Source organism: Bifidobacterium pseudolongum subsp. globosum, from assembly GCF_000741295.1.
Taxonomy (GTDB): Bacteria; Actinomycetota; Actinomycetes; order Actinomycetales; family Bifidobacteriaceae; genus Bifidobacterium; species Bifidobacterium globosum.
On sequence record NZ_JGZG01000001.1, the window covers coordinates 1 to 25,277 of the forward strand.

The following is a 25,277-nucleotide window of genomic DNA, read 5'->3' on the forward strand; positions in this document are numbered from 1 at the left end:
GCTCGTCGATGCTCAGATAGCGCGATGACACAGTGGTTGTGCTGTCTTTCACCCGTCCACCATACCAATCGACCAGAGGCCTTTCGTTGCGTCCGTTCGAACGGGTTCGCCCGTTGCGCCACACCTTTCCCGTGCGCTTGGAGACGCCGACCGCGTGCGCTGCCTGGGTGAAGTTCAGTCCTTCCTCAAGCAGCTGCACATACCGGGCGCGCCGGGCCTCCTGCATGTCTCGAAGCTTCCCGTACTGCACGCCCTCGAACTCGTATGCCATCGCTGCAACCTCCGACTCTCGATGGTGTTGCAACGACCACTAGAATTCGCCCCGTGTGCTCGGTGGCCGCCCCCTCACGTTGTGCATGGCGTCACATCATCGCGCGGTACGCCTTCCAGATGTCGCTCAATGCACGACCGTCCGACTCACGCTTCCAGACGTTGAGGCTCGCCGTCGATCCGCCGATCTGCCGTGCCGCGGCCGTCGGCGTCGCGTATTCGGTGCCGTCCTCTCCCTGGAACCCAGTTTCAGTGACGGTGATAATCCACGTCTCATGCTTGCGCGGCCGGTTCCACACGAACCGGTCCCCCGGTTTGAGCAGCCCCGCGCGCACCACTTCGGCCACAGCCACACGCTTCGACGTGCGCTTGGACCGGTGCGCGACGCCCGGCGTGTGCGTCGAGGCCGCCGCCTGCTGTTCGGCGATCGCCACATCACCGCGGTCGATGTGCCATGCCTGCGCGATGAGGTCGATGATCTGTCGTTGCCGCAACTCCAGATACTGCGGGGTGATCACCTCCAGATCGCGCAGCACGCGCGTCAACGGGAACCGCCGCGAACTGGCGTCGCGCACCATGAGGTCGCGCCGTGCGCCAAAATCATCCACAGCGTTGAAATACCGCGGCGCCTTCTGCGTGAGTACGAAGTTGCCGATCCGCTGCGCCCAATAGTCGCATGTGCCGGCCGGCCAAGCGGCGAACTGCGAACCGGTGGGCATGCGTTCGGGGATGATCGGCACGGCGTTGAGGCTGCGCGGCCGTGTGATGCGCTCGCCGGCGAGCTGTTCGTTCGCACGGATGAGCAACAGCCGCCGCATGCCGGCGTCAATCGAAAGCTCACCGCGCAGGTGCAGCATCGCGAGCCGCTGCTCGTCGGCGCTGACGCTGAACCCGGCGATGCGTTGCAGCGGCATCTGTTTCTTCAGGTCGCGCACAATCGTGGCCGCGCGCGTGCGCCGTTCGAGTTCCGACTTCCCGTTGAGGCAGTCAATGCCGGTCACGCGGTCGAGCATCGTCAGGATCTGCATCAGGCGCTCGCCATCGTGCAGCGAGGCGCGCTGTGCATTGCGGTCACCATGCGCGAAGACGACCGTGTCCGGGTCGGTCAGACCGTCGAGCGAATGGACGAGCGCCCACAATGCGACCGGCTTCCAGTCGCTGTACGGGTAGTCGCCGAGCGCACAGAGCAGGTCGACGATCGGGCGCGGCAGCAGGCTTTCGCTCGGCCGGTGCAGAATCTCGTCGCAGATTGCATACGGCCGCAGCACGTCGTCGATGAATTCGATGCATTGCCCTTTGCGGATGTACCCGTCGAGTACGTGGCCGGTGAAATCGGCGATCAGTGACTCGCAGATCGGCGTGCGCGTGAAGATGAGGTCGAGGTCGGCGAAGAACCGTTCGATGCGCGCGTTCTCGTCGCCCATCGGTTCCATGATGTCGTCCCAATAGCGCGCGTAGACGGTGCGTGCAGCGCTCGAGATACCGGAGACGACCTTCGCCTTGAACACGTCGGACGGCGTGAGCGGCATGCCTCGCATGTTCATGACGTCGAAGATGCGGTACGCTCCCGATATGTCGTCGGTCGTGACGATGACGAACATGACATCGTTGACGAGGTAGGCAGCGAACTGCCGGCGTTCGTCGTCGGTCATCGACGCGAGCATGTCGTACGCGCATTTCGTATTCATCTGGATGTTGCGCTGCGCCTGCGTCGCGATGTCCGTGTCGCGCAGGTCGAACAGCGCCTCGAGGTCGCCGTGCTGCACGTATTCGCGGAAGAACTCCTCGTCCTGCTCGCGCAGCCTGAGGCGCGGCTCGGTCTCGATGCCGCGCAGTTTGTCGCCCGCTTCGGTGAGCAGGCCGGCGAGGCTCGCGTGCAGTTGCGGGTCCTCTTCGAGCGTGAGCAGCACCGCGAAGATGATGGACAGCGACACCAGACGCTGCTGCCCGTCGATCACCTGGTGCATGCCGTGCTCGTCGCGCACGAGGATGAGGGAGCCCAGGAAATACGGCCCGTCGTGCACGGCGCACGCGTCCATGACGTCTTCGATGAGTTGCTTCATCTGCACGTTGTGCCAGCTGTACGAACGCTGGAACGCCGGAATCGCGAACCGGTAGTCGGCGGTGAACACTTTGGACAGCGGTTTTTCGCTTGCGCTAATCGACATAATCGTCCCCCTCAATGATTGTGACCCCGGCCCGCCGCATCCGTTCGACAGCCGCCGCACCCAACTCCTCGCTCACCGGAACGCTCAGGTCGGTGTACACGCGCACATCGTAGCCGCGCGATGCCGCATCGAGCGCGGTGTCGCGCACACAATGCGACAACGCGATGCCCACGATGTCGACGCGTGTGACGCCTGCTCCGGTGAGCAGCGCGTCGAGCGTGCGGCCCGCGGCGAGCGCCTCGGCCACATCGTCGCGCGTGGGGATGGCCTTGCCGTTGTCTTCGACGCCTTCGAACCCGGAGTACGCGGCGCTGTACTGCCCCTTCTTGATGTGGTGCGGCACGCCGAGCGACTCGACCGCCGGGTGCAGGCGCGCATTCGGCGTGCCGGCCGCGCCGTGCACCGGCCATGTGTCGACGAAATCCGGGTGGTCGGACCAATGCTCCCCCGGTTCGACATGCCAGTCCTGCGTCGTCGCGATGAGCGTATACCGGCTGCGGTTGCGCTCGGCGAACCCATGGATGCGCTCGGCTACCGCGTTGCCGCCCTCAACGGCGAGCTCGCCGCCCTCCGTGAACGTTGGCTGTACATCGACGATGATCAGTGCTGTGTTGTTCGTGCCCACGTGCACATTCTATAGCACGCGGCACAGGGCATGCCGCGTGCGTGCCAAACTCGTGCTACATGCCCTTCCATGCGTGGTATTCCGAGGCTTTCGCTTATCAGACATGGTGCTGGCATGTGCAGTTGGCGCAGGATCCCAGCAGCGTTGCGCTCCGCGGCGAGAGAACAGGACGCGCGACGCGCGGCCCCATAATGGCCTCAGTGCTTGCCAACGATGGCATCACCTGAGGAAAGAGCAACTAAGGAGCGTGGACCATGACCTGACTATATGCGAGCCTGTTCACCATCATCATCGTCGCCATCAGCATCTGGGTGCTGTATTACGTGATCCGTGCCGCCGTGCGCGCGGGCATTATCGACGCCGAGCGTGAGATGGGCAAGATCAAGATGCCCGTCACGAAGGATGACAAGCTGCAGGAACAGCGCGAGGCGCTTCAGGAGGAACGCGTGCGTGCGATTGTGGCCGACGAGCAGCGCAAGCAGGCGGCGAAGGCCGCCAAGGAGCAGGGCAAGTAGGCTCAGGGCTCACCACATATACCAAGGGGGAGGGCCCATCCACAGTCGTGTGGATGGGCCCTCCCCCTTGCGCTCTGGCGTGCTTAGCGTCACTCGCTCATCAGATTGCGCAGCACGTACTGCAGGATGCCGCCATTGCGGTAATAGTCGGCTTCGCCAGGCGTGTCGATGCGCACCACGGCTTCGAACTCGGTCTTCGAGCCGTCCTTGTGCGTCGCCTCGACGTGCACGGTCTTCGGCGTCACGCCCTGATTGAGCGCGTCGATCCCGGTGATCGAGTAGACCTCGGTGCCGTTCAGGCCGAGCGATTCCGCCGATTCGCCTTCGGGGAACTGCAGCGGCAGCACGCCCATGCCGATGAGGTTGGAACGGTGGATGCGCTCGAAGCTTTCGACGATGACGGCCTTGACACCGAGCATCGCGGTGCCCTTCGCCGCCCAGTCGCGCGAGGAGCCGGTGCCGTATTCCTTGCCGCCGATGACGACGAGCGGCGTGCCGTTCGCGATGTAGTCGCGTGAGGCCTCGTAGATCGTCGTCGGCTTCATCGCCAGGAAGTCGTAGGTGTAGCCACCCGGCTTGATCTCCTCGCCCACCGACGCGAGCAGCATATTGCGCAGGCGGATGTTGCCGAACGTGCCGCGTACCATGACTTCGTGGTTGCCACGGCGCGAACCGTACGAATTGAAGTTCTTCGGCTGCACGCCATGCTCCACAAGGTATTCGCCCGCGGGGCTCGTCGCCTTGAACGCGCCGGCCGGCGAGATGTGGTCGGTCGTGACCGAGTCGCCGAGGAACGCGAGCACGCGTGCGTCGCGGATGTCCTCGACCGGGGCCGGCTCGGCGCCCATGCCGTCGAAGAACGTCTGCTTGCGCACATACGTCGACTCCGGATCCCATGCGAACAGTTCGCCTTCGGGCACGTCAAGGCCCTTCCAGCGCGCGTCGCCTTCGAACACCGAAGCGTAGTCGTTGAGGAACATCTCACGGCTCACATTGCTGCTCACCACCTGCTCGACCTCGTCGTTCGTGGGCCAGATGTCCTTGAGGTACACCGGCTTGCCTTCCGGGTCGGTGCCAAGCGGCTCCGTCTCGAAGTCGAAGTCCATCGTGCCGGCGAGCGCATAGGCGATGACGAGCGGCGGCGAGGCGAGGTAGTTCATCTTGACGTCCGGGCTGATGCGGCCTTCGAAGTTGCGGTTGCCCGACAGCACGGCGGTCACCGTGAGGTCGTTCGCGTTGATCGCTTCGGAGATCTCCGGCAGCAGTGGGCCGGAATTGCCGATGCATGTGGCGCAGCCGAAGCCGACGAGCTGGTAGCCGAGGCGGTCGAGGTCCTCCTGCAGGCCAGCCTGCTTCAAGTAGTCGGCCACGACCTGCGAGCCCGGGGCGAGCGAGGTCTTGACCCATGGCTTGGGCTTGAGGCCCCTCGCCACGGCGTTGCGCGCGATGAGGCCGGCGGCGATCATGACCGAGGGGTTCGAGGTGTTGGTGCACGAGGTGATCGAGGCGATTGCCACGTCGCCGTTCTGGATGTCGAAGTCGCCGCGGAAATCGGTCGAGACGTGCACGGGGTTGCCGTTCGTCTTCTCGGTCACATAGCCAGGCAGTGTCTCTTCGAACGTCGTCTTCGCACGGTTGAGCTCGATGCGGTCCTGCGGGCGCTTCGGGCCGGCAATCGACGGCACGACCGTCGACAGGTCGAGCTCGAGGTATTCGGAGTACTGCGGCTCCACATACTGCGGGTCGTTGACGTCGTGCCACAGCTTGTTCGCCTTCGCATACGCCTCGACGAGCGCCACCTGCTCGTCGGAACGGCCGGTCAGGCGCAGGTAGTCGAGCGTGACGTTATCGATCGGGAAGATGCCGCACGTCGAGCCGAACTCCGGGCTCATGTTGCCGATCGTCGCGCGGTTGGCGAGCGGGACGGACGCGATGCCTTCGCCGTAGAACTCGACGAACTTGCCGACGACGCCGTGCTGGCGCAGCATGTCGGTGATGGTGAGCACCACGTCGGTCGCTGTGACGCCTTCGGGGATCGCCCCCTTGAGCTTGAAGCCGACGACGCGCGGCACGAGCATCGAGATCGGCTGGCCGAGCATGGCGGCCTCGGCTTCGATGCCGCCGACGCCCCAGCCGAGCACACCGAGGCCGTTGACGGTCGTGGTGTGCGAGTCGGTGCCGACGCACGAATCGAGGTACGCGAGCGTCCTACCGTCGGCGGCGGCCTTGCGCATGACGACCTGGGCGAGGTATTCGATGTTGACCTGGTGGATGATGCCTGTCCCCGGCGGCACCACGCGGAAGTTCTCGAAGGCCTGCTGGCCCCAGCGCAGGAACTGGTAGCGTTCGCCGTTGCGTTCGTATTCGATGTCCATGTTGATCTGCACGGCGTCATCCACACCGTAGGCGTCGATCTGCACGGAATGGTCGATGATCATGTCGGACTGCACCTGCGGGTTGATCACCTCGGGGTTGCCTCCGAGCTCCTTGACGGCGTCGCGCATCGTGGCCAGGTCGACGACGCACGGCACGCCGGTGAAGTCCTGCATGACGACGCGCGACGGCGTGAACTGGATCTCATGGCTTGGATCGGCTGCAGGGTCCCAATCGAGCAGCGCCTTCACGTGCTCGTCGGTGATGTTGGCGCCGTCCTCGTTGCGCACAAGGTTCTCGACGAGCACCTTGAGCGAATAAGGAAGGTGGTCAATGCCCTCAAGGTCGGCGATGCGGTAGTAGTCGTACGACTGCTCCCCGACGTTGAGGACGTCCAGCTGGTCGTCGCGCATGGACATGGGTTTCCTCCGAACGTGTTGTGGAACTGGTGATTGGCTCACACGATACCGTGTGCATGTTTCAGCGCTTCGATATGCGCTTGTATTGTGAGATGACCGAACGCATGGTCACGGGCAGGAACTTGGGGAACAGCCACACACTGAGCGCGAAGAGCAGCGTGGCGATCACGATCTGCACACCAAGCGCGAGCAGGCCCTTGCCGCCCGGCAGCTGGAATGCGAAGAAATGCGCAACGAACGGGATGCACATGCCGATTACACCCGCCGCCGCGAACGCCGCGACGAGCCAGCCGCGCCACGAGTTGAGTGGCGTCGCCACGCGCGCGAGCACGTAGATGCCCATCACGAAGAGCACCGTGGCGCACATCGACCGCCACAACAGCTGGTACTGCGCCGAGCCGTCGACGTTCCACCCCATGAGTTTCGGAACGAACCATGCGGACAACAGCACCGAGAGCGCCGTCGCGATGCCGCACGGCACCGAGAACGCGAAGACGCGGCGCAGGAATCCGGGAATGTAGCGGCGCGTGTTCGGCGCGAGCGCGAGCAGGAACGCCGGGGCGCCGATCGTCAACGCGCCGATGTAGCTGATGTGGCGCGGCAGATACGGGAACGGGATCATGCTGAGCACGACACCGAACGAGATCAGCGCCGAATAGACGGTCTTCGTCAGGAACAGGCTCGCGACGCGCTCCATGTTCGCCATGACCTGGCGCCCGCGCGCCACGACGTCGGGCAGATGCGAGAATTTCGAGTCGACGAGCACGACTTCGGCCACGGCTTTCGTCGCCGGCGCCGCGTTGCCCATCGCGATGCCCAGATCGGCCTCCTTGATCGCGAGCGCATCATTGACGCCGTCGCCGGTCATCGCCACCACATGCTTCTGCGTGTGCAGCGCCTGTACAATCGCTTTCTTCTGTTCGGGCAGCACGCGACCGAGCACGTCGACGTTCTCGAGCACGCGCGCCAGCTCATCGACGTCCTGCGGCAGTTCGCGCGCATCCATGGCCACCGGCTTGCGGTCGCCGGTGAGCTTGACCTTACCGGCGATCGCACCGACCGTCACCGGGTTGTCGCCGGAGATGACGCGGCAGCGCACGCCCTGTTCACGGAACCACGCGAGCGTCGGCTCCGCGTCGTCACGGATATGCTCGGAGCACAGCACGATCGCCACGGGCTGCGCGCCCGCCTCGAGCTTCGGGTCGGTCTCGAAATCGGCGGGGACTTCGCCGGCGGCGTGCGCGATGAGCAGCACGCGCATGCCGTTGTTCGCGTAGTCGTTGACTTGCTTGAGCACGTCCGGGTACTGGTTCGCGAATCCGGCGAGCAGCACTTCCGGCGCACCCATGTACCACACGCCGCCCTGGCCCGCTTCGGGCTCATCGTGGAACGCGACCGCGCTCCATTTGCGCGCGCTCGAGAACGGCACGCGTTCGAGCTGCGCGCTGCCGGTGCATCCCTGCTTGCCGAGCCCCGCGAGCACGGCACGGCCGGTGCCGTTCGGGCTTTCCTCGTTCGCCAGGTCGTAGAGCGCCTGCATCGCCTGCTGCTTGCTGGCGCAGGCAGGCAGTGCGATGAAATCGTCGTAGACGATGCCGCCGTCGGTGATCGTGCCGGTCTTGTCGAGGTTGAGGCAGTCGACGCGCGCGAGCGTCTCCACCGAGTCGAGGTCCTGCACAAGCGTGTTCTTGCGCGCGAGCCTGATCGCCGCGAGCGCGAAGTTGAGCGAGGTGAGCAGCACGAGGCCTTCCGGCACCATGCCCACCACGCCGGCGACCGATGAGACGACCGCCTGCCGCCATGCGCCGCTCGCGATGGCCGCGGACCAGCCGCCGACGGTCTTCATCTGTGTGAGGATGAGCAGGATGCACAGCGGCACCACGAGGAACGTCATGAACTTGAGGATTGTGTTGATGCCCTTGTTGAGGTCGGAGACGTTCTTCTTGTATACCTTCGCCTGCGCGGTGAGTGTGGCGGCGTAGCTGTGCGCGCCGACCGCGGTCACGTGCACGAGCGCCATGCCGGACACTGCGGTCGAGCCGGAGTAGACAGTGTCGCCTTCGTTCTTGCGCACAGTGCGCGATTCGCCGGTGATCATCGACTCGTCAAGTTCAAGCCCCCATGTCTGCACGATCGTGGCGTCCGCGGGCACCTGCTCCCCCGAGCGCAGCCACATGAGGTCCCCGAGCACGATATCATTGTGCGAGACGTCCACATCCTTGCCGTCACGGCGCACCAGATAATCCGAGGCGACGAGGATCGACAGTTTGTCGAGCGTATGCTTCGCGCGCAGCTCGGTGACGATGCCGATGCCCGTGTTGATGATGATGACGAGCCCGAAGACGGCGTCTTTCCATGACCCGGCGATGAGCACCATGACCATCGCCGTGAGGATGATGCCGTTGAACAGGGTGAACACATTCGCTCGCACGATGTCGACGAGCGAACGCGACGTCGACGATGTGACGGCGTTCGTCTGTCCGCGTTCGATGCGGTCCTCGACTTGCGCTTGCGTCAGTCCGCGTTCAGACACATCCGGCATCTTCGGGTGCGCGGCCGTTGCCGCATTCGTCGTTTCGCTCATGCGCGCCAGTCTACTCGACCGTGTGCACCCGCCGTTGTATGCTCCGCCAGCCAGTGGCTGCGCTCACTTCGTGAAGACGGCGACCGTCTCCACATGGTGCGTCATCGGGTAGATGTCGAACGCGGCGATCGAATGGAGCGCATATCCATGCTGGGTGAGCGTCGCCGTGTCACGCGCGAGCGACGCCGGGTCGCACGCGATGTACACGACGATCGGCGCGCCGGAGTTCGCGATCTTCGTGCACACCTTCGCCTTCGCACCCGCGCGCGGCGGGTCGAGGACGACGATGTCGGGGTGCGCGCGCTGCGGATCGATGTCTTTCTCGAGCGTCTTGAGCACGTCGCCGCACAACGCCTGCACCGTGTGGATGCCCGCGCTCTTGAGGTTCCTGCGGGCGTTCGCGACCGCCGTCTTCGCGCCTTCGACGCTGACGAGCTTCGCATGCTCGTCGATCAGGGTCGCGAGCGGCAGGGTGAACAGGCCGGACCCTGAATACAGATCCCAGATCACCAGATTGCGGCCGTTGCGGGGCGCGCGGTCGCCAAGGACTTCGCGGATCTGGTCGATGACGTACTGCGGCAGCACCTGCGGCGCCTCGCGGTGCATCTGCCAGAAGCCGGCGGCGTCTACCGTGTAGTCGAAGGCGTGGCCGTCCACAGTGATCCGCTCGGTCAGGCTGCGGCTGCCGTGGCGCACCTTGCCGTCGACGATGATGGCGTAGTTCCTGCCGATGGCACGGCGCAGCGCAGCCCCATCCGCGATGTCCGCGGCGTCCACGCGCGGCTCGGGAACGGCGATGCGCACCTGCGCGTTAGCGGGTAGCGCGCCGCCCCACACGTCGTTCATCGCGGCCGCTTCGAGCACGGCGCGCGTCGCGAGCGGCATCGTGTCGATCGGCACACGTACGTGGCTGCCACGGCGGTGCATCGACGGCCGTCCCTCATCGTCGGTGATCATCTCGATGCGCGTGCGCCAGTGCAGCCCCTGTGCGTCTTCGTCGCCGGGCATGGCATAGACGGGGATCTCGTCGAGCTCCACATGGCCGAGCCGGCGCATCACGTCCATGACCGCGGCTTCCTTCCACCGTTCCTGACCTTCGAGCGACACATGGATGAGGTCGGCGCCACCGACGCCGCCGCCCATCGCGAGCGGTCCGGCGAGCGGCCAGCTCGGCGCCACACGGTCCGGGCTCGCCTCGAGCACCTCGACGACTTCGCCGGTCCAGAACCGGTCGCTCCTGTCGGTCGGCTCGTCGAGCACGATCCTCACGCGCTCGCCCGGCAGCGCGAACCGCACAAAGACGACGCGCCCGTCGATGTGTGCGACGCACCTGCCCTGATCCGCGTATCGTTCGATCTGTACCGTGGCTTCCATACCCGTTCCTGTCTGTTGTCGTGTGTCTATTCGGTGGCGGTGATCGTCGTGACCATCATCTCGCGGTCGTGCGGCTCGTCGCGGATCACCATGTCGGCGGCCTTGGCGAGCGGCACCGCATCCATCATGCGGTCGTTGACGCGGAACACCGCAGCATACAGCAGTGGGTCGTGGGGCTCGCCCTCCGGATTGAGCAACACGACCGGAATGCCGCTTTCGCGCGCCTTGCCGAGCGTCTGGCTCCACGCGCCCTCTTCCCCCTCGGTGAAATCACTGATCATGATGAGGTTGACGCGTCGTGCCACCGCGTCGAGCACCGCTTGGCGCGCCGTGGCGCCCGGGTCGTCGAGGCCTGCCGTGGCCGTGTAGACGACGTCGAAGTCATCGTCCGCATCCAGCGCATTCACTGCAAGTGTGTCCGCATTGGATGCGTGCGGCGATCCGATCAGCGCGATCGTCGTGCGTGCACCCGGCACGTTGTCATGCGCCGGCGCCTGCTCCTGCTGTGTGTCGCCGACGGCTGCGCCGCGCGGTGTGCATGCGGCGAGGCCGAACACGGCGAGCGCGCAGCACACGCCCACCGCCAGCTTGAGAAGGATTCCGTTGCCCATGGTGTATCTTATGCCTTTGCTCATCTGCTCATTGCGTGCTGTTCGACGCGTGGGGATGTTCGGCGCTCTCTTCGAGTTGCGCGCGTTCACGCATCTTGTGGCGGTGCATCGGCGTCGCCACAATCAGATAGGTGACCCAGATGGCCAGCGCCCAGAACGGCAGGCCCATCAGCAGGCGTGCGGTGCCGAGCCAGCCCACGTGGTTCGTCACGTACAGCGGCACCTGCACCACAAGGCGCAGTGCGAACACACCGAGCCACAGCCACGTGGCGATGGTGTAGGCCTTCACGAGCTCTTTGTCGGAACGCCAGCCGTCGAGCCACTGTCTGAAGTGTTCGGTGGGCAGCGAGCGGATGAATTCGATGAGGAACCCAAGCGCCGGCACATGCACGGCGAGCGAGACGAGCAACAGCACGATGTAGGCAGCGTTCGTGAGGAACCCGTACATGTAGTAATCGCGCGCCTCACCGGTACGCCATGCCCAGATCAGGCAGATCGCGACCGCCGCCAGGCCACTGAGCGCACCCATGACCGATTGGCGTTGGCACAGGCGCACCACTACCTGCAGCACGGCGAGCGCCGCGGACACGATGATCGTGAGCTGCAGATTCAACGTGACGACGAACATGACGACGAAGAGGAAGCCCGGCAGCATGGATTCCACCACGCCGCGCGGGCCGCCGATGGCCGTGATGACCGAGAAATCGTCGTCGCCGGCCTGTGCGAGCGCGCCGAGTCCGGTGCGTTTGCGGTCGTTGCCCATCAACGCAGTTCCGAGAACATCGGTCCGCGCGACAACGTCGTCTTCGTCTCCGTCTCCTGGTCGGAGTTGAACGGACCTTCCGGCTTGCCAGGCAGCTGTGCGCCCTCGCCGTCCTGCTGTGCGGCGTCACGCTCGCGGCGCTCGTTCGGTGTGAGCGGCGGTGCCATCGGGATCAGATCGCGCGGGGCGAGCGGCTCCTCGCCGCGGTCCACGACGATGTCGGAGAAGAAGCGGTTGAGGATCTCCGCTTCCGGCGACTTGGGGTCCTCAGCCGCGGGGCCCGAGAAGATGCCGCGCAGCATCCAACGCGGGCCGTCCACACCCACGATGCGCGTGGTGTGCACCTTGCCGTTGTCGAGCTTGACGGGCAGTTCGATCTCGGCTCCGAAAATGCCGGGCACTTCCTTGGCGTTGGCGTTGCCTTCGAGCAGGTCCTCGCGCACGTCGTCCCACAGGCCGAGCGTCTTCGGCGCGGCGAACGCCTCAAGCTCAAGGCTCGACCGCCCGATCGTCACCGTCGCGCCGAGCAGCGTGTTGTCCGCACGGCTCGCCTTGATGCGCAGCTGGATGCCACGCACGAACGGGATGTAGAACGCGCCGAGCGACATGTATTCGTCGAAATCAGGGGCGTTGTCCTCGTCGATGTCCCACGGGCCGTACTCTTCGCCGCGGCCCTCGTATGTCATGCTCGTCTCTTCGGGGATCTGCCCCGTCATGCGCTCGCCAGCCGCGGCATCGTCGCCCTGCTGGGATTCGTCGTCGATCCGGACGTCTTCCTTCGCCATGTCTTCGGTCTGCGAAGCGATGGCCTCGGCCTCACGGTTTTTCTTCTTCTTGCCGAATCCGAACAGTCCCATATATCCTCATTTCGTTGCAGGCCGCCGGCGGCGCGCATGGCCACCGGCAGCCCATTGGCAATAGTCAATCACTACTTCCAGTTCAGTATAGGGCGCATGAGTGATTGCATGGAACGCCGCGCCCGGTCACTGCACCAAACATCCATGGCCTGCATGCGCGGTCTTGTGCGTCAGACGTCGTACGTGATGGTCAGCGGCGCATGGTCGGACCACCGCTTGAACCATTCCTCGGCGCGGTCCACACGGAATCCCCGTGCGGTGAGCGCAAGCTCGGGCGTGGCGAACTGGTAGTCGAGGCGCCAGCCGGCGTCGTTGTCGAAGGCACGGCCGCGCTGGCTCCACCACGTATACGGCCCTTGGATGTCGCCGGCAAGGTCGCGCATCACGTCCACATACTCCATCTGCCCGATCCAGCGGTCCATGTAGGCGCGCTCCTCGGGCAGGAAGCCGTGCGTGGTGATGTTGGCCTTCGCGTTCTTCAGGTCGATCGGCGTGTGCGCGATGTTGAAGTCGCCGCAGATCACCGCCTGGTTGCCGCCGGACGCCGCGATGTCCTGCAGTTCACGCATGCGTTCGGTCATCGCGTCGAGGAAGCGGTATTTCTGCACTTCCTTGATGTCGTCGCCGTCGCCGCCCGCGTGCACATACACGCACACCACGGTGATCTCGTACCCCTGCGGAGTGCGCACGTCGGCCTCCACCCAGCGCCCTGAGTCCACGTCTTCGTCAAGCCCCGGCAACCCGATGCACGTGCGTTCCACGGGGCGGTCGGTGACAAGGCCCACACCCGCGCGCCCCTTGATCCGGCACACGTCGTCCACGGCGGCCAGATCGTCGGGCGTGGCGATGCGCCCCTGCTCCACATAGGTCGCACCGAAGTCCTGGAACATCTCGTCGAGGATCTCCTGCGGCGCACGCGTCTCCTGCATGCACCAGATGTCGGGCGTGTTGCGGGCGAGCCATTTGCTGACCCCTTTGCGTTTGGCGGCACGGATGCCGTTGAGATTCGCGGTGGTGATTGTGAGTGTCATGCTTTAGAGCCTACCAGCGCACAACGGCCGCGGGCCCGTTCATGCTTGGTGAACGCGTGCCGGCGCGGGGCAAACGCGTTACCGTGGAGGCATCGGCGCCAAACGCCGCATTCCCTTTGCATGAATCGAGCGACAATGACACAGACCACGAACCAAGCCCTCACCTCGCCCACACGGCCGCATGTACCGCGCGGATTCATCATCTGCATGGGTGCGGTGCTCCTCACCCTCGTGTGCGCGGCGGTCTCGCTGTTTGACGACCGCGAATTCTACAGCGACATCTTCGTGGAGGTCTCCGTCTTCGTGGTGTTCGTGGCCGGCTTCTTCACCAACACGCGCACATTGCAGTTCGGCTACCTGCTCTTCGCGAACCTGTACAGCATCATGTTCCTCGCCATCTTCGGCAAGGTGTTCTACGACAATTACAGCCAAGGCGTCGGTATCCTCGTGCTGATCCAGATCATCTTCTCGACGATCAACCTCGTGCCGATCCTGCTGTACCACCTGACGAACCGCACGTTCTTCTACAGCTACCAGCGCCAGCTGATCTACCCCACGCTGTTCTTCGCGTTCGTGTTGCTCGGCCACCTGCCCGGTGGCGACGTGCTGACGGCCGAGGTCTCGCACGAGATCTTCTCGCTCATCATCTTCGCGCAGGCCTTCGATCTGATGGATTCGATCCACAAGATCGGCAAGGCGCACCACATGGCCACGTATGCGGTGGGCAAGGAAGACGGCGGCATCGTCGATGATGACGATGCCGCCGAAGATGACGATGACGAGCGCAACCCCGTGGAAGGGTGACCTTCCACGGGCCTAGCCGCCCATATCAGTCTAGATTGAGGCCGAGTTCGAGCTTGCCGCCCGGGATCGCGTCAAGCAGGTCGCGCGTGTACTGCTGCTGCGGGTGCAGGAACACCTCGTCGGTGGTGCCGTGCTCCACGAGCTTGCCGTGCTGCATGACCACCACGTCGTCGGCGATCTGCCGCACAACCGCGAGGTCGTGCGTGATGAACAGATAGCTCAGGCCGTTCTTGGCCTGCAGGTCGTTGAGCAGATGGAGCACCTGATCCTGCACAAGCACGTCGAGCGCGGACACGGCCTCATCACAGACGATGACGTCCGGATTGAGCGCCATCGCGCGCGCGATCGCGATGCGCTGGCGCTGACCGCCCGAAAGCTCGTTCGGGTACCGGCGCATGACCGACTCCGGCAACTCCACCAGGTCGAGCAGCTCGCGCACGCGGGCGGCTCGGCTCTTCTTGTCGCCGATCTTGTGGATGCGCAGCGGCTCCTCGATGGAGCGGAAGATCGAATACATCGGGTCCAGCGAACCGTAGGGGTTCTGGAACACCGGCTGCACATGGCGGCGGAAGTCGAGCAGGCTCTTGCCTTTGAACTGCGCGATGTCGCTGCCGTTGTAGGTGACGGTGCCGCTCGTGGGCTCCAGCAGCTTGAGCACCATGTTCGCCACGGTGGACTTGCCCGATCCCGATTCACCCACAATCGCGAGCGTGGTGCCGCGCTTGACCTTGAAGCTCACATCGTCGACGGCCTTGAACATGTCCTTGGTGCGCGGCAGCTTGAACTCACGCGTCAGGTGGCTCACTTCGATGATCGTGTCCGCCGTTTCGAGCGACTGCTCGTTGACCTTGTGCTCCATGATCGATGAAGCGTCCTGCCCATGCTCCTCGACCGACACGATGCGCTGCGAGGCGAGCGATGGGGCCGCGGCCACCAGGCGCTTCGTGTATGGGTGCTGCGGGTGCTGCAGCACTTCGAGCGACGGACCCGACTCCACGACCTGCCCCTTGTACATGACCACGATGTGCTGGGCGCGTTCGGCTGCCAGGCCAAGGTCATGGGTGATGAACAGCACGGCGGTGCCCAACGAATCGGTCAGGTCCTGCAGATGGTCGAGGATCTTCTTCTGCACCGTCACGTCGAGCGCGCTCGTCGGCTCGTCGGCGATGAGCAGTTCCGGCCGGCAGGCCAGACCGATCGCGATCAGCGCGCGCTGGCGCATGCCGCCGGAGAACTCGTGCGGATACTGGCGTGCGCGCGTGGCGGCATCGGGCAGGCCGGCCTCGACGAGCAGGCCGGCGATGCGGTCCTCCATCGACGAGCCGGTGACGTATTTCTTGGCGATGTACCATGCGTCGTCATCCTTGACGCCGGCCTTGATCAGGTCGTCGGCCACGCGCCAGCGGGTTTCGGAGCCCGGCACCCATTCGGAACGGAAGTACTCCATCTTCCTCGTGAACGCGTCGCCTTCCACGCCAATGCCCACAAGCGCCTGTTCGGCGGCTTCGAGCAGTTCCGGCAGCTCCTTGGAGCCGAGGAACGTCTCGTCGCCTTCGCTCTTGATCTCGATGTCCGCATTGGCGAGCGCCTTGGCCAGATCGGAACGCTTTTCGTGCGAGACGTCCATGTTGTTGGCCACAAGCGCCTCTTTGACCTGCGTGCCGATGCGCCACACCGGGTTGAGGTTGCTCATCGGGTCCTGCGGCACAAGGCCCATCTTGGAGCCGCGCACGTTCACGAACTCTTTCTGCGCGTAGTGCGAGATCTCGGTGCCGTTGAGCTTGATGGAGCCACCCACGACCTTGCCTGTGCCCGGCAGCAGGCCCAGGCACGCCATGGCGGACGTGGACTTGCCCGAACCGGATTCACCCACGATGGCCACCCACTGGCCCGGATACACGCTGAAGGAGGAGTCACGCACCGCATGCACGGCGCGGCCGTCGTCGGTCGTGAAGTCGACCTGCAGGTCCTTGACCTCGAGCAGCGGGCCCTCGGCGCGCTGCAGCTGGTCGAGTTTGTCGTCAATATTCGTTTGCTCACTCATTTGCATAACCTCGCGAAGCTCACGCCGTACGGCTCTTGGGATCAAGGGCGTCTTTGACGGCGTCGCCCATCATGATGAACGCCAACACGGTGACGGCCAACGCCACCGATGGATAGAACAGCACCATCGGGTCGGTGCGCAGGATCGACTGCGCGTTCGAGATGTCGCCGCCCCAGCTGACCGTCGTGGACGGCAGGCCGATGCCCAGGAAGCTCAGTGTGGCTTCGGAGACGATGTACGAGCCGAGCGACGTGGTGGCGATGACGATGATCGGCGCCAGCGAGTTGGGCAGGATGTGGCGGAACAGGTTGCGCATCGGAGTGGAGCCCAACGCGGTCGAGGCCGTGTTGAATTCGAGGTTCTTCGACGAGAGCACGGCGCCGCGGGCGATGCGCGCGGTGGAGACCCAGCCGAAGAGCGCGAGCACGAGCACGACCTTCCAGATCGAGGTGACGGTGCGGAACATCTGCAGCACCACAATCGCGCCGAGCAGCATCGGGATGGCCATGAAGATGTCGACGATGCGGCTGAGCACCGCGTCGATCCAGCCGCCGCAGAAACCGGCGATCGCGCCGATGAGCGTGCCGACCGCCACGACGATGAGCGTGGAGAGAATGCCGACGCTCAGCGACGTGCGCGTGCCGTAGACGACGCGTGCGTACACGTCGCAGCCCTGCATGTCGAATCCGAAGGGATGGCCCGGGCGTGCGGGTTCAAGCGAATCGTCGAGCGTGCAGTAGTTCGGGTCGGTCTTCGTGAAGACGCCCGGGAAGAGCGCCACGAAGATGATGAACACGATGAGGATCGCCGAGATGATGAACAGCGGGTTCCTGCGCAGCGTGCGCCACGCGTCGGACCACATGCTTGTGGCCGGAGCGGATTCGTCGACCGTGTCCACCGTCTGCAGCGGCGTCTCTTCGAGCGGGGCGACGTAACGCTCCTGCCCCGGAAGCGTTGTATTGATGTCTGTCATGTGCAATACCCCTTTTACTCACGCGTACCTGATGCGCGGATCAAGTGCCGCATACAGCATGTCGACAAGCAGGTTGCACACCACGAACACGAGCGTGAGCAGTGTAACGACCGAGACGACCATGTTGGCTTCGCCCTTGAGGATGCTCTGGTAGGTCAGGAAGCCGATGCCGTGGATGTTGAAGATCTGTTCGGTGATCATGGCGCCGCCCATCAGCGCGCCAAGGTCCTGACCCAGATACGTGACGACCGGGATCATCGAATTGCGCAGAATGTGGCGGAAGGTGACCGATGTGTTGCTCATACCCTTGGCGCGTGCCGTGCGCACATAGTCGAGTGCGATGTTCGACGAGACCTCGGAACGGGCCAAGCGGATGATGTAGGCCATCGAGACCGATCCCAGCACCATCGCCGGCATCAACAGGTCGAAGAACCCCGGGTTCGCTCCGGCCGTCACCGGCAGGATGCGCCATTTGACGCCGAGGAAGTATTGGCCGACGAAACCGGTGACGAAGGTCGGCACCGAAATGAGCAGCAGCGAGACGATGAGAATCACCGAGTCATACCACTTGCCTTTTTTGAGGCCGGAAATGACACCGAAGACACAGCCGAAGATGGCTTCGAAACAGAATGCCATCAATGCGAGCTTGATCGTGACGGGGAACGCACGGCCGATCTCCGCGATGACGGGCTGGCCGGCGAAGGTCTCACCGAAATTGAGGGTCAGCGCGTTCTTCAGGAACAGGAAATACTGTACGATGAACGGCTTGTCCAAATTGTATTCGGCGCGGATCTGGGCAGCGACGGCTTCATTGACGGGCTTGTCTCCGAACATCGCCTTGACCGGGTCACCCGGAAGAGCGAAGACGAGCGCATACACCAACAGTGTCGTACCGAGAACCACGGGGATCATCTGCAGAATGCGGCGCAGAAGATATTTGCCCATTGGTTGCTCCTTGTTGTCTTACAGACCGCGCTCAGGGCATAATCGATTACGCCGCTCGCGGTCGCGGTATCCAGCAAGTCTACCGCATGACCTGACTTACGGCATGCTTTTGGCGTATATGTGCCGTTCTGCTCATATTCCGGGATGCCGCCCGTTGCCAATGGCAGGGCCCCGGAACCCATCCGGGGTTCCGGGGCCCTGCCTGCGCTCGCCGCCCGTCACGGAACGGGAGCCGTTGTCGGATGCCTCACTTCGTCATGTTCTCGTAGATCGGCTGGTTCTGCCAGTCCATCTCGAAGCCCTTGACACCCTTCGCCGCCACACCGTCGGCGTTGGTGTAGTAGATCGGGATGGCGGGGAGCTGCTCGAGCAGGATCTCCTCGACCTGGTGGTAGAGGTCGATCTGCTTGTCGCTCTTCGTCGCCGCGGCGGCCTTGTTCAGCAGCTCGTCGACTTCGGCGTTCTTGTAATCGCCGTCGTTCGAGCCGTTGCCATCGGCGGCACGCGAATCATAGAGCTGGTACAGGTAGTTCTCGGCCGACGGATAGTCAGGCTGCCAGCCGGTGCGGAACGCGCCGTCGATCTTGCGCTCGGAGACCGCGTTGCGGAACTCCTGGAAGGTCGGCATCGGGTTCGTCGCGGCCTTGATGCCGAGGTTGTTCTTGACCTGGTTCACGATTGCGTCGTAGATCGGCTTCGCGCCGCCGTCGGCGTTGAAGGAGAACGTCAGCGTGCCGTCCCACTTGGAGATTGCCTCGGCCTGGTCCCACAGCTTCTTGGCTTCGGACGGGTTGGCCTTGAGGTACTTGCCGTTCTTGAGGTCCTTCGAATAGCCCGGGATGGCCGGCGCCGTGAAATCGGTCGCCGCGGTGCCGACGCCGTTGAGGACCTTGGTGACGAGCTGTTCGCGGTCGATCGCCATTGACAGCGCCTGGCGGCGCAGCTGGCCTTCCTCGGTGTTGGTCTCCCAGTGCTTCATGTTCGCCGGGATTGTAAAGGTCTGGATGACCGAGCCGGCCTTGTTGTAGGCCTCGATCGACGAATCCTTCTCGAAGGTCTTCGTGGCGGAGGCGGGGACGGTGTCCATGACGTCGAGGTTGCCCGCCTGGACATCCGCATAGGCGGCGTCCACGTCGGTGTAGATCTTGAAGGTGACGCCGTCGTTCTTCGGCTTTTCCTCACCCTTGTAGTCGGCGTTCTTCGTCAGCACGATCTGCGAGTTGTGGTCCCACTTGTCGAGCTTGTACATGCCATTGCCGACCGGTTTCTCACCGAAGGCCTTCGGATCCTTGTAGAAGGATTCCGGCAGCGGCGCGAATGCCAGATAGCCCACCTTGATCGGGAAGACCGAATCCGGCTGGGCCAAGTCGACGGTGAAGGTCTTGTCGTCAACGACCTTGAGGCCCTCGAGCTGTTCGTCGCCTTTGAGGCCGTCCTTCTGCAGGTCGTCATAGCCCTTGATCATGCTGAAGAACGACGAGCATTTCTGCGCGTTCTTCGCGTTCGCCGTGTAGCTCCACGACTTGGTGAAGGATTCGGCGGTCACCGGCGTGCCGTCGGTGAACTTCCAGCCGTCCTTGAGCTTGACGGTGTACTGAGTGGCGTCCTTGTTCGGTTCGATCGAGTCGGCGACTTCCATCTTGGTGTCGCCCTTGGAATCGTAACGCACTAGGTTCGCGAACAGCAGCTGCCCCACCTTGCCGCCGCCGGTCTCGTTCGTGTCGCCCGGGATGAGCGCGTTCTGCGGTTCCGAGTTGAACGCGGTGATGACGTTGGCGCCGCCACTGGCGTTGGAATCGCCACCTGACCCGCCACAACCGCTGAGAAGCATGCCGAGCGTGCAGGCGCCTGCGACGACGGCGATAGCCTTCTTCTTCATGTGATTACTCCTTTTTCTTACGATCGGCCGACGGAGAGTGATTCCCCCGCCGCATACGTCGGCGCGAAACCGCTTCGGGTTCCGCCCCCGCCGCCGATTACCACACCATTGTGCCACACCCATGTAACCTGCGTTCTCGGTATGAGAAAACATTCCGTCTTTCCGGTTCGGCGCCCACCGGCATCCGCCGGACCGGCTGTCAGGCGCGCGGAAACGCCTGCCTGTAGCGCGATTTGAGCTGCTCGATCGACACATGCGTGTAGCGCTGCGTCGTCTGCAGCGAGGAATGCCCCAGCATCTCCTGCACCTCGCGCAGGTCCGCTCCCCCGTCGAGCATATGCGTCGCCGCGCTGTGCCGCAGCGCGTGCGGCGAGATGTCGGGCACACCGGCGCGCGCCGCCTCGCGGTGCACGACAGCGCGGACCACACGCTGGTCGATGCGCGCGCCCCGCGCGCCGAGGAACAGCGCGTCGCCGGCATCGCCAGCCGCGAGCACCGCGCGCCCGTCGCGCAGCCACGCGTCAAGCGCGCGTTGCGCGGGCGCGCCAAACGGCACGACACGCTGCTTGTCGCCTTTGCCCGTCACGGTTATGGTGCGGTCCGCGTGGTTGACCGAACGCATGTCGAGCCCCACAAGCTCGGCCACGCGAATGCCGGTGGCATACAGCAGCTCGAGCATCGCGCAATCGCGCAGTTCGATTGCGCGGGCATGCGGCGACACCTCACCGCGCGATGCCCCATCTTGCGGCTTACAGGCGGCATCGGCCGATTCCATGAGCTCCTGCGCCTGCTTCTCGTTGAGCACCGCCGGCAGCGTCTTGCCGAGTTTCGGCGTCTTGAGCGCGGCCGCCGGGTCATGGTGCGTCACACCGTGGGCGAAGCACCACGCGAACAGCCGGCGCACCGCGATCGTCTTGCGCGCCAGGCTTGTTTTGCTCACCTGCTGCAGTTCGTTCGCCATCCATACGCGCAGGTCGTCCAACTGCACCGCCTCGAGTTGGGCCTGCGTGCGTATGCCGAGCACGTCCATGCACTGTTCGGCGTCGGAACGGTACGACCGGCATGTGTGTTCACTCAACCCCTCGTTGGCACGCAGATATGTGATGAACGCGTCAATCACCGGCCCCACGCCGCGCTCATCACTGTCCATGACACCTCCACATACCGAACACAATCCCATGATAGCCGCAGCATCATGTAGGCTTGTGCGCAGCGAGTAACAGCAGGGGTTCCTGGCATGTCCGCATACATGCCATCTTCACGCCGGTTTTCCACCGGCATATCCACATGGCGAAATATTTATTGTTTCTCAATATGTTTTTATCGTTTTTCGATATATCATCGCAACGAACATGAGACCACAGCAGAAAGGAAACTCATGAGCAAGCGCACGGGCGCCAACGCAACCAGCCCCATCGTGGCGAAAGCGGTCGATCTGGTCAAGACCTACGGAGACACCGACAGCCAAGTGACGGCACTCAACCACGTAAGTGTCGACTTCCGCCGCGGCGAACTCACCGCGATCATGGGTCCGTCCGGCTCCGGCAAATCGACGCTGATGCACTGCATGGCGGGCCTCGACGTGCCGTCGAGCGGCCAAGTGTTCGTCGAGGACCTCGAAGTCTCGTCGATGAACCAGAAGCAGCTCACCCAACTGCGCCGCAAGGAAATCGGCTTCATCTTCCAGTCCTTCAACCTCGTGCCCACACTGACGGCCGAAGAGAACATCCTGCTGCCATTGCAGATCGCGCACCGCCCGGTCGACCGCGAATGGTTCAGGAAAGTCGTGGGCGTCGTGGGGCTCGAGAACCGCCTCGACCACCGCCCCAGCCAGCTTTCGGGCGGCCAGCAGCAGCGCGTCGCGTGCGCACGCGCCCTGATGGAACGCCCGTCGGTCATCTTCGCCGACGAACCGACCGGCAACCTCGATTCGCGTTCGAGCCGCGAAGTGCTCGAGTTCCTGCGCACATCCGTGCGCGACTACGGCCAGTCGATCGTCATGGTCACGCACGACCCGCGCGCGGCGAGCTTCGCCGACCGTGTGCTCGTGCTCGCCGACGGTTCGATCACGCAGGACATGGACCACCCGACGTATGACGACATCCTCGCCGTCTTCGCCGAGCATGACGACCCGGACAACGGGCCGGTCTCGGTCGAATCCGCAGACGCCAAGGAGGCCTGAGCCAACGATGTTCCGTATCGGATTAAGGGATACCAAGGCGCATTTCCGCCGCTTCATCATGTCGATCATCGCGATCGCACTCGGCGTCGCGTTCGTCGTCGGCTCGTTCTGCTTCCGCGAGATGCTCAACGACCAGGTCGCGCAGATGATGGGATCGAATTCGGACGCCGACGTCTATGTGCGCGGCGCGACGGAGGAGAAGCAGGAGCCGGGTGGCAGTGTCACCAGCTACAACAGCACATACACCGAGATCAGCACAAGCATCATCCCCGACATTGAGAATGTCGACGGCGTCACGAGCGCCGATGCGACGATGCAGCTGGGCAACGCCGTGCTGCTCGACCACAACGGCGACGCGCTGACGACGGTCGGCGCACCGACGCTCGTCATCGGCGTCGATCAGGACGACCCATGGCGTTCGGCGCATTTCGTCTCGGGCGAATACCCGCAGACGGACGATGAGATCGCGCTGCTTGAAGACACGGCCGACAAGGCCGGGCTCAAGACCGGCGACACGGCGAAACTCATCGTGGACGGCGAGGCACGTGAGATGACCGTCTCCGGTGTCTTCACTTCGCCGTCGACACAGCTCGGCGCAATCCTCATTCTCGCCCGCCCGAGTTTCGTCCAGCATGTGCTGCAGGAGGAGGGAGAGGACACCTCGAGCATCCAGTTCATCGGCGTGTACGGCAGCAAGACGACGCCGCTCGACGAGGAGGCCCAGCAGCAACTCGCCGACCGCATCAACAAAGCACTGCCGAAGAGCGCGGACGCGCACGCCGTGACCGGCGACTCGGTGCGTGACGACGCGACGAAGAGCATCCAGGACCAGCTCGGCTTCATCCAGCCGCTCATCCTCATCTTCGCGGCGATCGCATTGTTCGTCGGCGCGTTCATCATCGCGAACACGTTCACGATGATTGTGCGCGAGTCGATGCGCGGCTACGCGTTGCTGCGCTCGGTCGGCGCCTCGCCGGCCCAGGTGTTCGCGAGCGTGCTCATCCAGGCCGTCATCCTCGGCATCGTCGGCTCCGGCATCGGCGTGTTGCTCGGCTGGGGCCTGCTCGAAGCGATCGCCAAGGGCATGAGCAGCGGTGGCATGCCGTTGTCTGGCTCGCCCGCACCATCGGCGACCGACGTCATCATCGGCGTCATCGTCGGTGTCGTCGTCACGATCATCGGCGCGACGCTGCCGGCGAAGACCGCGGCGACCGCTCCCCCGATCCAGGCGATGAACGAGACGGTCAATCCGGAGAAGCCGGTCAAGGCCCGTGGCTGGATCGGCATCGTGATGGTTGCGCTCGGCGCGGCTTTCTGGGTGCTGTGCTATCTCGGCGCCGCCAAGCGCGTGGATTGGCAGTGGCTCAAGGACCTTGGATCCGGTTGGACGCTCGGCCTCGGCGCGGCGTTCGTCGTCATCGGCGCGATCGTGTGCGCGCCGGCGTTCGTCGCACCGGCCGCGAAGGTGCTCGGCTGGATTCCGTCGAAGATGTTCCCGGTCACCGGCAAGCTCGCGACGCGCAACATCGGGCGCGCGAAGCGGCGTACCGCGAACACGGCGGCCGCGCTGTTCATCGGTGTCGCGATCGTCAGCTGCCTCGGCGTCGTCGCGTCGTCGATGAAGACCTCGGTGAACAACCTCGTCGACAACAATGTGAACGCCGATTATGTGGCGATGTCGGCGAGCATGACGCAGCCGATCTCCACGAAGGCCGTCGACGCGATCGAAGACACCAAGGGCGTGGGCGCCTCCTCGGCCGTCTACATGCTGCCCACGGTGAAGGCGACGAACGCCGAAAAGGACGTCATGACCGCCGCCATCAAGACCGACCTGCTCACGGAACTCGCCCCGGTCGGACAGCAGGACGGCGACGCCGCGAAGGCGATCGACGACGGCGAGGCCGCGGTCGGACGCACAATCGCCGACGACGAGCACTGGAAGGTCGGCGACGTGATCGACCTCGAATCGGAGAACACGTCCGTCGACGAGGAAGCCACGAAGCAGGCGTCCGAAGCGTACCAGAAGCAGGCCGAGGCACAGGCCAAGACATTGCAGCAGGAAGCGCAGCAGTTGGCCGCCTCCGGAGACGTCTCCGGAGCGCAGTCCAAGGCGAAGGAGGCCGAGAACGTCGTCAAGCAGGCGCAGAACGTCGATCCGAAGCAGTTCGTCAAGATGAAGACCGAGACGAAGACGGAACAGGTCAGGATCGGCGCGATCATCGACGACTCGCTGTATGCGGACAGCATCTTCATCTCGGTGCCGACGGCGGAGAAGATCACGAGCAAAGACATGATGATGGTCACGCAGATGTACGTGCAGGCGGAGCCCGGTGCAAACGTCGAGCAGCTCGGCAAGGACCTCAAGAAGACCGTGAAGCCGTTCTATACGGTCTCGGTCCTCACTCGCGACGAGTTCAAGTCGTCGATGAGCTCGATGATCAATTCGATGCTCGCGATCATCTACGCGTTGCTCGCGCTGTCGATCGTCATCGCGATCTTCGGCATCGTCAACACCCTGGCGCTCAACGTGTCGGAACGCACCAAGGAGATCGGCCTGCTCCGCGCGATCGGCACATCGAACGGACAGGTGCGCGGCATGCTCGCAATCGAGGCGGTCATCCTCTCGGTGTTCGGCACCATCGTCGGCATCGTCGTGGGTGTGGCGGCCGGTGTCGTCATCCGAGCAGCCTACGAGTCACAGGGCATGACGACGTTGACGATTCCATGGGACCAGCTCGTGCTGTTCCTCATCGTCGCGATCCTCGTCGGCCTCGTGGCGAGCATCTCGCCGGCGCGCCGCGCGCTCAAGCAGCCGGTGCTTGACGCCGTCGCGAGCGAGTAGCGGCAACTGATTTCACAA

At 64.1% G+C, this 25,277-nt stretch carries 19 protein-coding genes; 4 read left to right on the forward strand and 15 right to left on the reverse strand.

The genetic code is table 11. The features are described from left to right. From BPSG_RS08680 to BPSG_RS00015, 3 genes are all read right to left on the reverse strand, one after another. On the reverse strand, nucleotides 1-271 hold a 271-nt coding region (locus BPSG_RS08680; RefSeq protein ID WP_162174656.1), incomplete at its 3' end, for a helix-turn-helix domain-containing protein. A 91-nt stretch (nucleotides 272-362) separates the two neighbouring features. Further along, entirely contained in the window at nucleotides 363-2,438 is a 2,076-nt protein-coding gene (locus tag BPSG_RS00010) for a GmrSD restriction endonuclease domain-containing protein (RefSeq protein WP_026644025.1), read from the reverse strand. After that, the gene (locus BPSG_RS00015) at nucleotides 2,428-3,063 is read right to left on the reverse strand and encodes an isochorismatase family protein (RefSeq protein WP_033502255.1); all 636 of its coding nucleotides are present in this window, start codon (nucleotides 3,061-3,063) and stop codon (nucleotides 2,428-2,430) included. The genes BPSG_RS00010 and BPSG_RS00015 overlap by 11 nt, the downstream gene beginning before the upstream one ends. A gap of 311 nt (nucleotides 3,064-3,374) precedes the next feature. On the opposite strand from BPSG_RS00015, the gene BPSG_RS00020 reads away from it, so the two are divergent. After that, on the forward strand, nucleotides 3,375-3,578 hold the full coding sequence (locus BPSG_RS00020) for a hypothetical protein (RefSeq protein ID WP_236822970.1): 204 nt from the start codon (nucleotides 3,375-3,377) through the stop codon (nucleotides 3,576-3,578). 89 nt (nucleotides 3,579-3,667) lie between these two features. Here BPSG_RS00020 and acnA read toward each other — a convergent pair whose 3' ends face one another. The 7 genes from acnA to BPSG_RS00055 all read right to left on the reverse strand — a co-directional run bounded on the left by acnA (nucleotide 3,668) and on the right by BPSG_RS00055 (nucleotide 13,590). Continuing rightward, nucleotides 3,668-6,370 carry an aconitate hydratase AcnA gene (gene acnA, locus BPSG_RS00025; RefSeq protein WP_026644023.1) on the reverse strand — a complete coding sequence of 901 codons (2,703 nt, stop codon included), beginning with the start codon at nucleotides 6,368-6,370 and terminating at the stop codon, nucleotides 3,668-3,670. A gap of 61 nt (nucleotides 6,371-6,431) precedes the next feature. Further along, on the reverse strand, nucleotides 6,432-8,954 hold the full coding sequence (locus BPSG_RS00030; RefSeq protein ID WP_033502254.1) for a cation-translocating P-type ATPase: 2,523 nt from the start codon (nucleotides 8,952-8,954) through the stop codon (nucleotides 6,432-6,434). A gap of 63 nt (nucleotides 8,955-9,017) precedes the next feature. Then, nucleotides 9,018-10,328 (reverse strand): class I SAM-dependent RNA methyltransferase, encoded by a 1,311-nt coding sequence (locus BPSG_RS00035; RefSeq protein WP_026644022.1) that lies wholly within the window; start codon nucleotides 10,326-10,328, stop codon nucleotides 9,018-9,020. A gap of 26 nt (nucleotides 10,329-10,354) precedes the next feature. Further along, complete coding sequence (locus BPSG_RS00040) at nucleotides 10,355-10,939, reverse strand: hypothetical protein (RefSeq protein WP_051592097.1); 585 nt, start codon at nucleotides 10,937-10,939, stop codon at nucleotides 10,355-10,357. Nucleotides 10,940-10,967: 28 nt separating this feature from the next. Beyond that, nucleotides 10,968-11,702 (reverse strand): DUF3159 domain-containing protein, encoded by a 735-nt coding sequence (locus tag BPSG_RS00045; RefSeq protein WP_026644020.1) that lies wholly within the window; start codon nucleotides 11,700-11,702, stop codon nucleotides 10,968-10,970. Continuing rightward, nucleotides 11,702-12,559 (reverse strand): DUF3710 domain-containing protein, encoded by an 858-nt coding sequence (locus BPSG_RS00050; RefSeq protein WP_026644019.1) that lies wholly within the window; start codon nucleotides 12,557-12,559, stop codon nucleotides 11,702-11,704. The genes BPSG_RS00045 and BPSG_RS00050 overlap by 1 nt, the downstream gene beginning before the upstream one ends. Before the next feature lie 170 nt (nucleotides 12,560-12,729). Next, a complete protein-coding gene (locus tag BPSG_RS00055) occupies nucleotides 12,730-13,590 on the reverse strand; it encodes an exodeoxyribonuclease III (protein WP_026644018.1) in 861 nt (286 codons plus the stop codon). A 135-nt stretch (nucleotides 13,591-13,725) separates the two neighbouring features. On the opposite strand from BPSG_RS00055, the gene BPSG_RS00060 reads away from it, so the two are divergent. Continuing rightward, on the forward strand, nucleotides 13,726-14,394 hold the full coding sequence (locus BPSG_RS00060) for a hypothetical protein (protein WP_051592096.1): 669 nt from the start codon (nucleotides 13,726-13,728) through the stop codon (nucleotides 14,392-14,394). A 25-nt stretch (nucleotides 14,395-14,419) separates the two neighbouring features. Here the strand turns inward: BPSG_RS00060 and BPSG_RS00065 are convergent, their stop codons facing one another. The 5 genes from BPSG_RS00065 to BPSG_RS00085 form a co-directional block, all read right to left on the reverse strand. Next, the gene (locus tag BPSG_RS00065) at nucleotides 14,420-16,438 is read right to left on the reverse strand and encodes a dipeptide ABC transporter ATP-binding protein (RefSeq protein ID WP_026644017.1); all 2,019 of its coding nucleotides are present in this window, start codon (nucleotides 16,436-16,438) and stop codon (nucleotides 14,420-14,422) included. Between the two features lie 19 nt (nucleotides 16,439-16,457). Then, a complete protein-coding gene (locus tag BPSG_RS00070; protein ID WP_026644016.1) occupies nucleotides 16,458-17,411 on the reverse strand; it encodes an ABC transporter permease in 954 nt (317 codons plus the stop codon). A gap of 18 nt (nucleotides 17,412-17,429) precedes the next feature. Next, a complete protein-coding gene (locus tag BPSG_RS00075) occupies nucleotides 17,430-18,356 on the reverse strand; it encodes an ABC transporter permease (protein WP_026644015.1) in 927 nt (308 codons plus the stop codon). Nucleotides 18,357-18,603: 247 nt separating this feature from the next. After that, nucleotides 18,604-20,235 carry a peptide ABC transporter substrate-binding protein gene (locus BPSG_RS00080; protein WP_026644014.1) on the reverse strand — a complete coding sequence of 544 codons (1,632 nt, stop codon included), beginning with the start codon at nucleotides 20,233-20,235 and terminating at the stop codon, nucleotides 18,604-18,606. A 199-nt stretch (nucleotides 20,236-20,434) separates the two neighbouring features. Continuing rightward, nucleotides 20,435-21,385 (reverse strand): tyrosine recombinase XerC, encoded by a 951-nt coding sequence (locus BPSG_RS00085; RefSeq protein WP_026644013.1) that lies wholly within the window; start codon nucleotides 21,383-21,385, stop codon nucleotides 20,435-20,437. Nucleotides 21,386-21,613: 228 nt separating this feature from the next. On the opposite strand from BPSG_RS00085, the gene BPSG_RS00090 reads away from it, so the two are divergent. Next, on the forward strand, nucleotides 21,614-22,417 hold the full coding sequence (locus BPSG_RS00090) for an ABC transporter ATP-binding protein (RefSeq protein WP_026644012.1): 804 nt from the start codon (nucleotides 21,614-21,616) through the stop codon (nucleotides 22,415-22,417). 7 nt (nucleotides 22,418-22,424) lie between these two features. After that, nucleotides 22,425-25,259, forward strand: a complete 2,835-nt coding sequence (locus BPSG_RS00095) for an ABC transporter permease (RefSeq protein WP_026644011.1) — start codon at nucleotides 22,425-22,427, stop codon at nucleotides 25,257-25,259. Nucleotides 25,260-25,277: the final 18 nt, after the last annotated feature.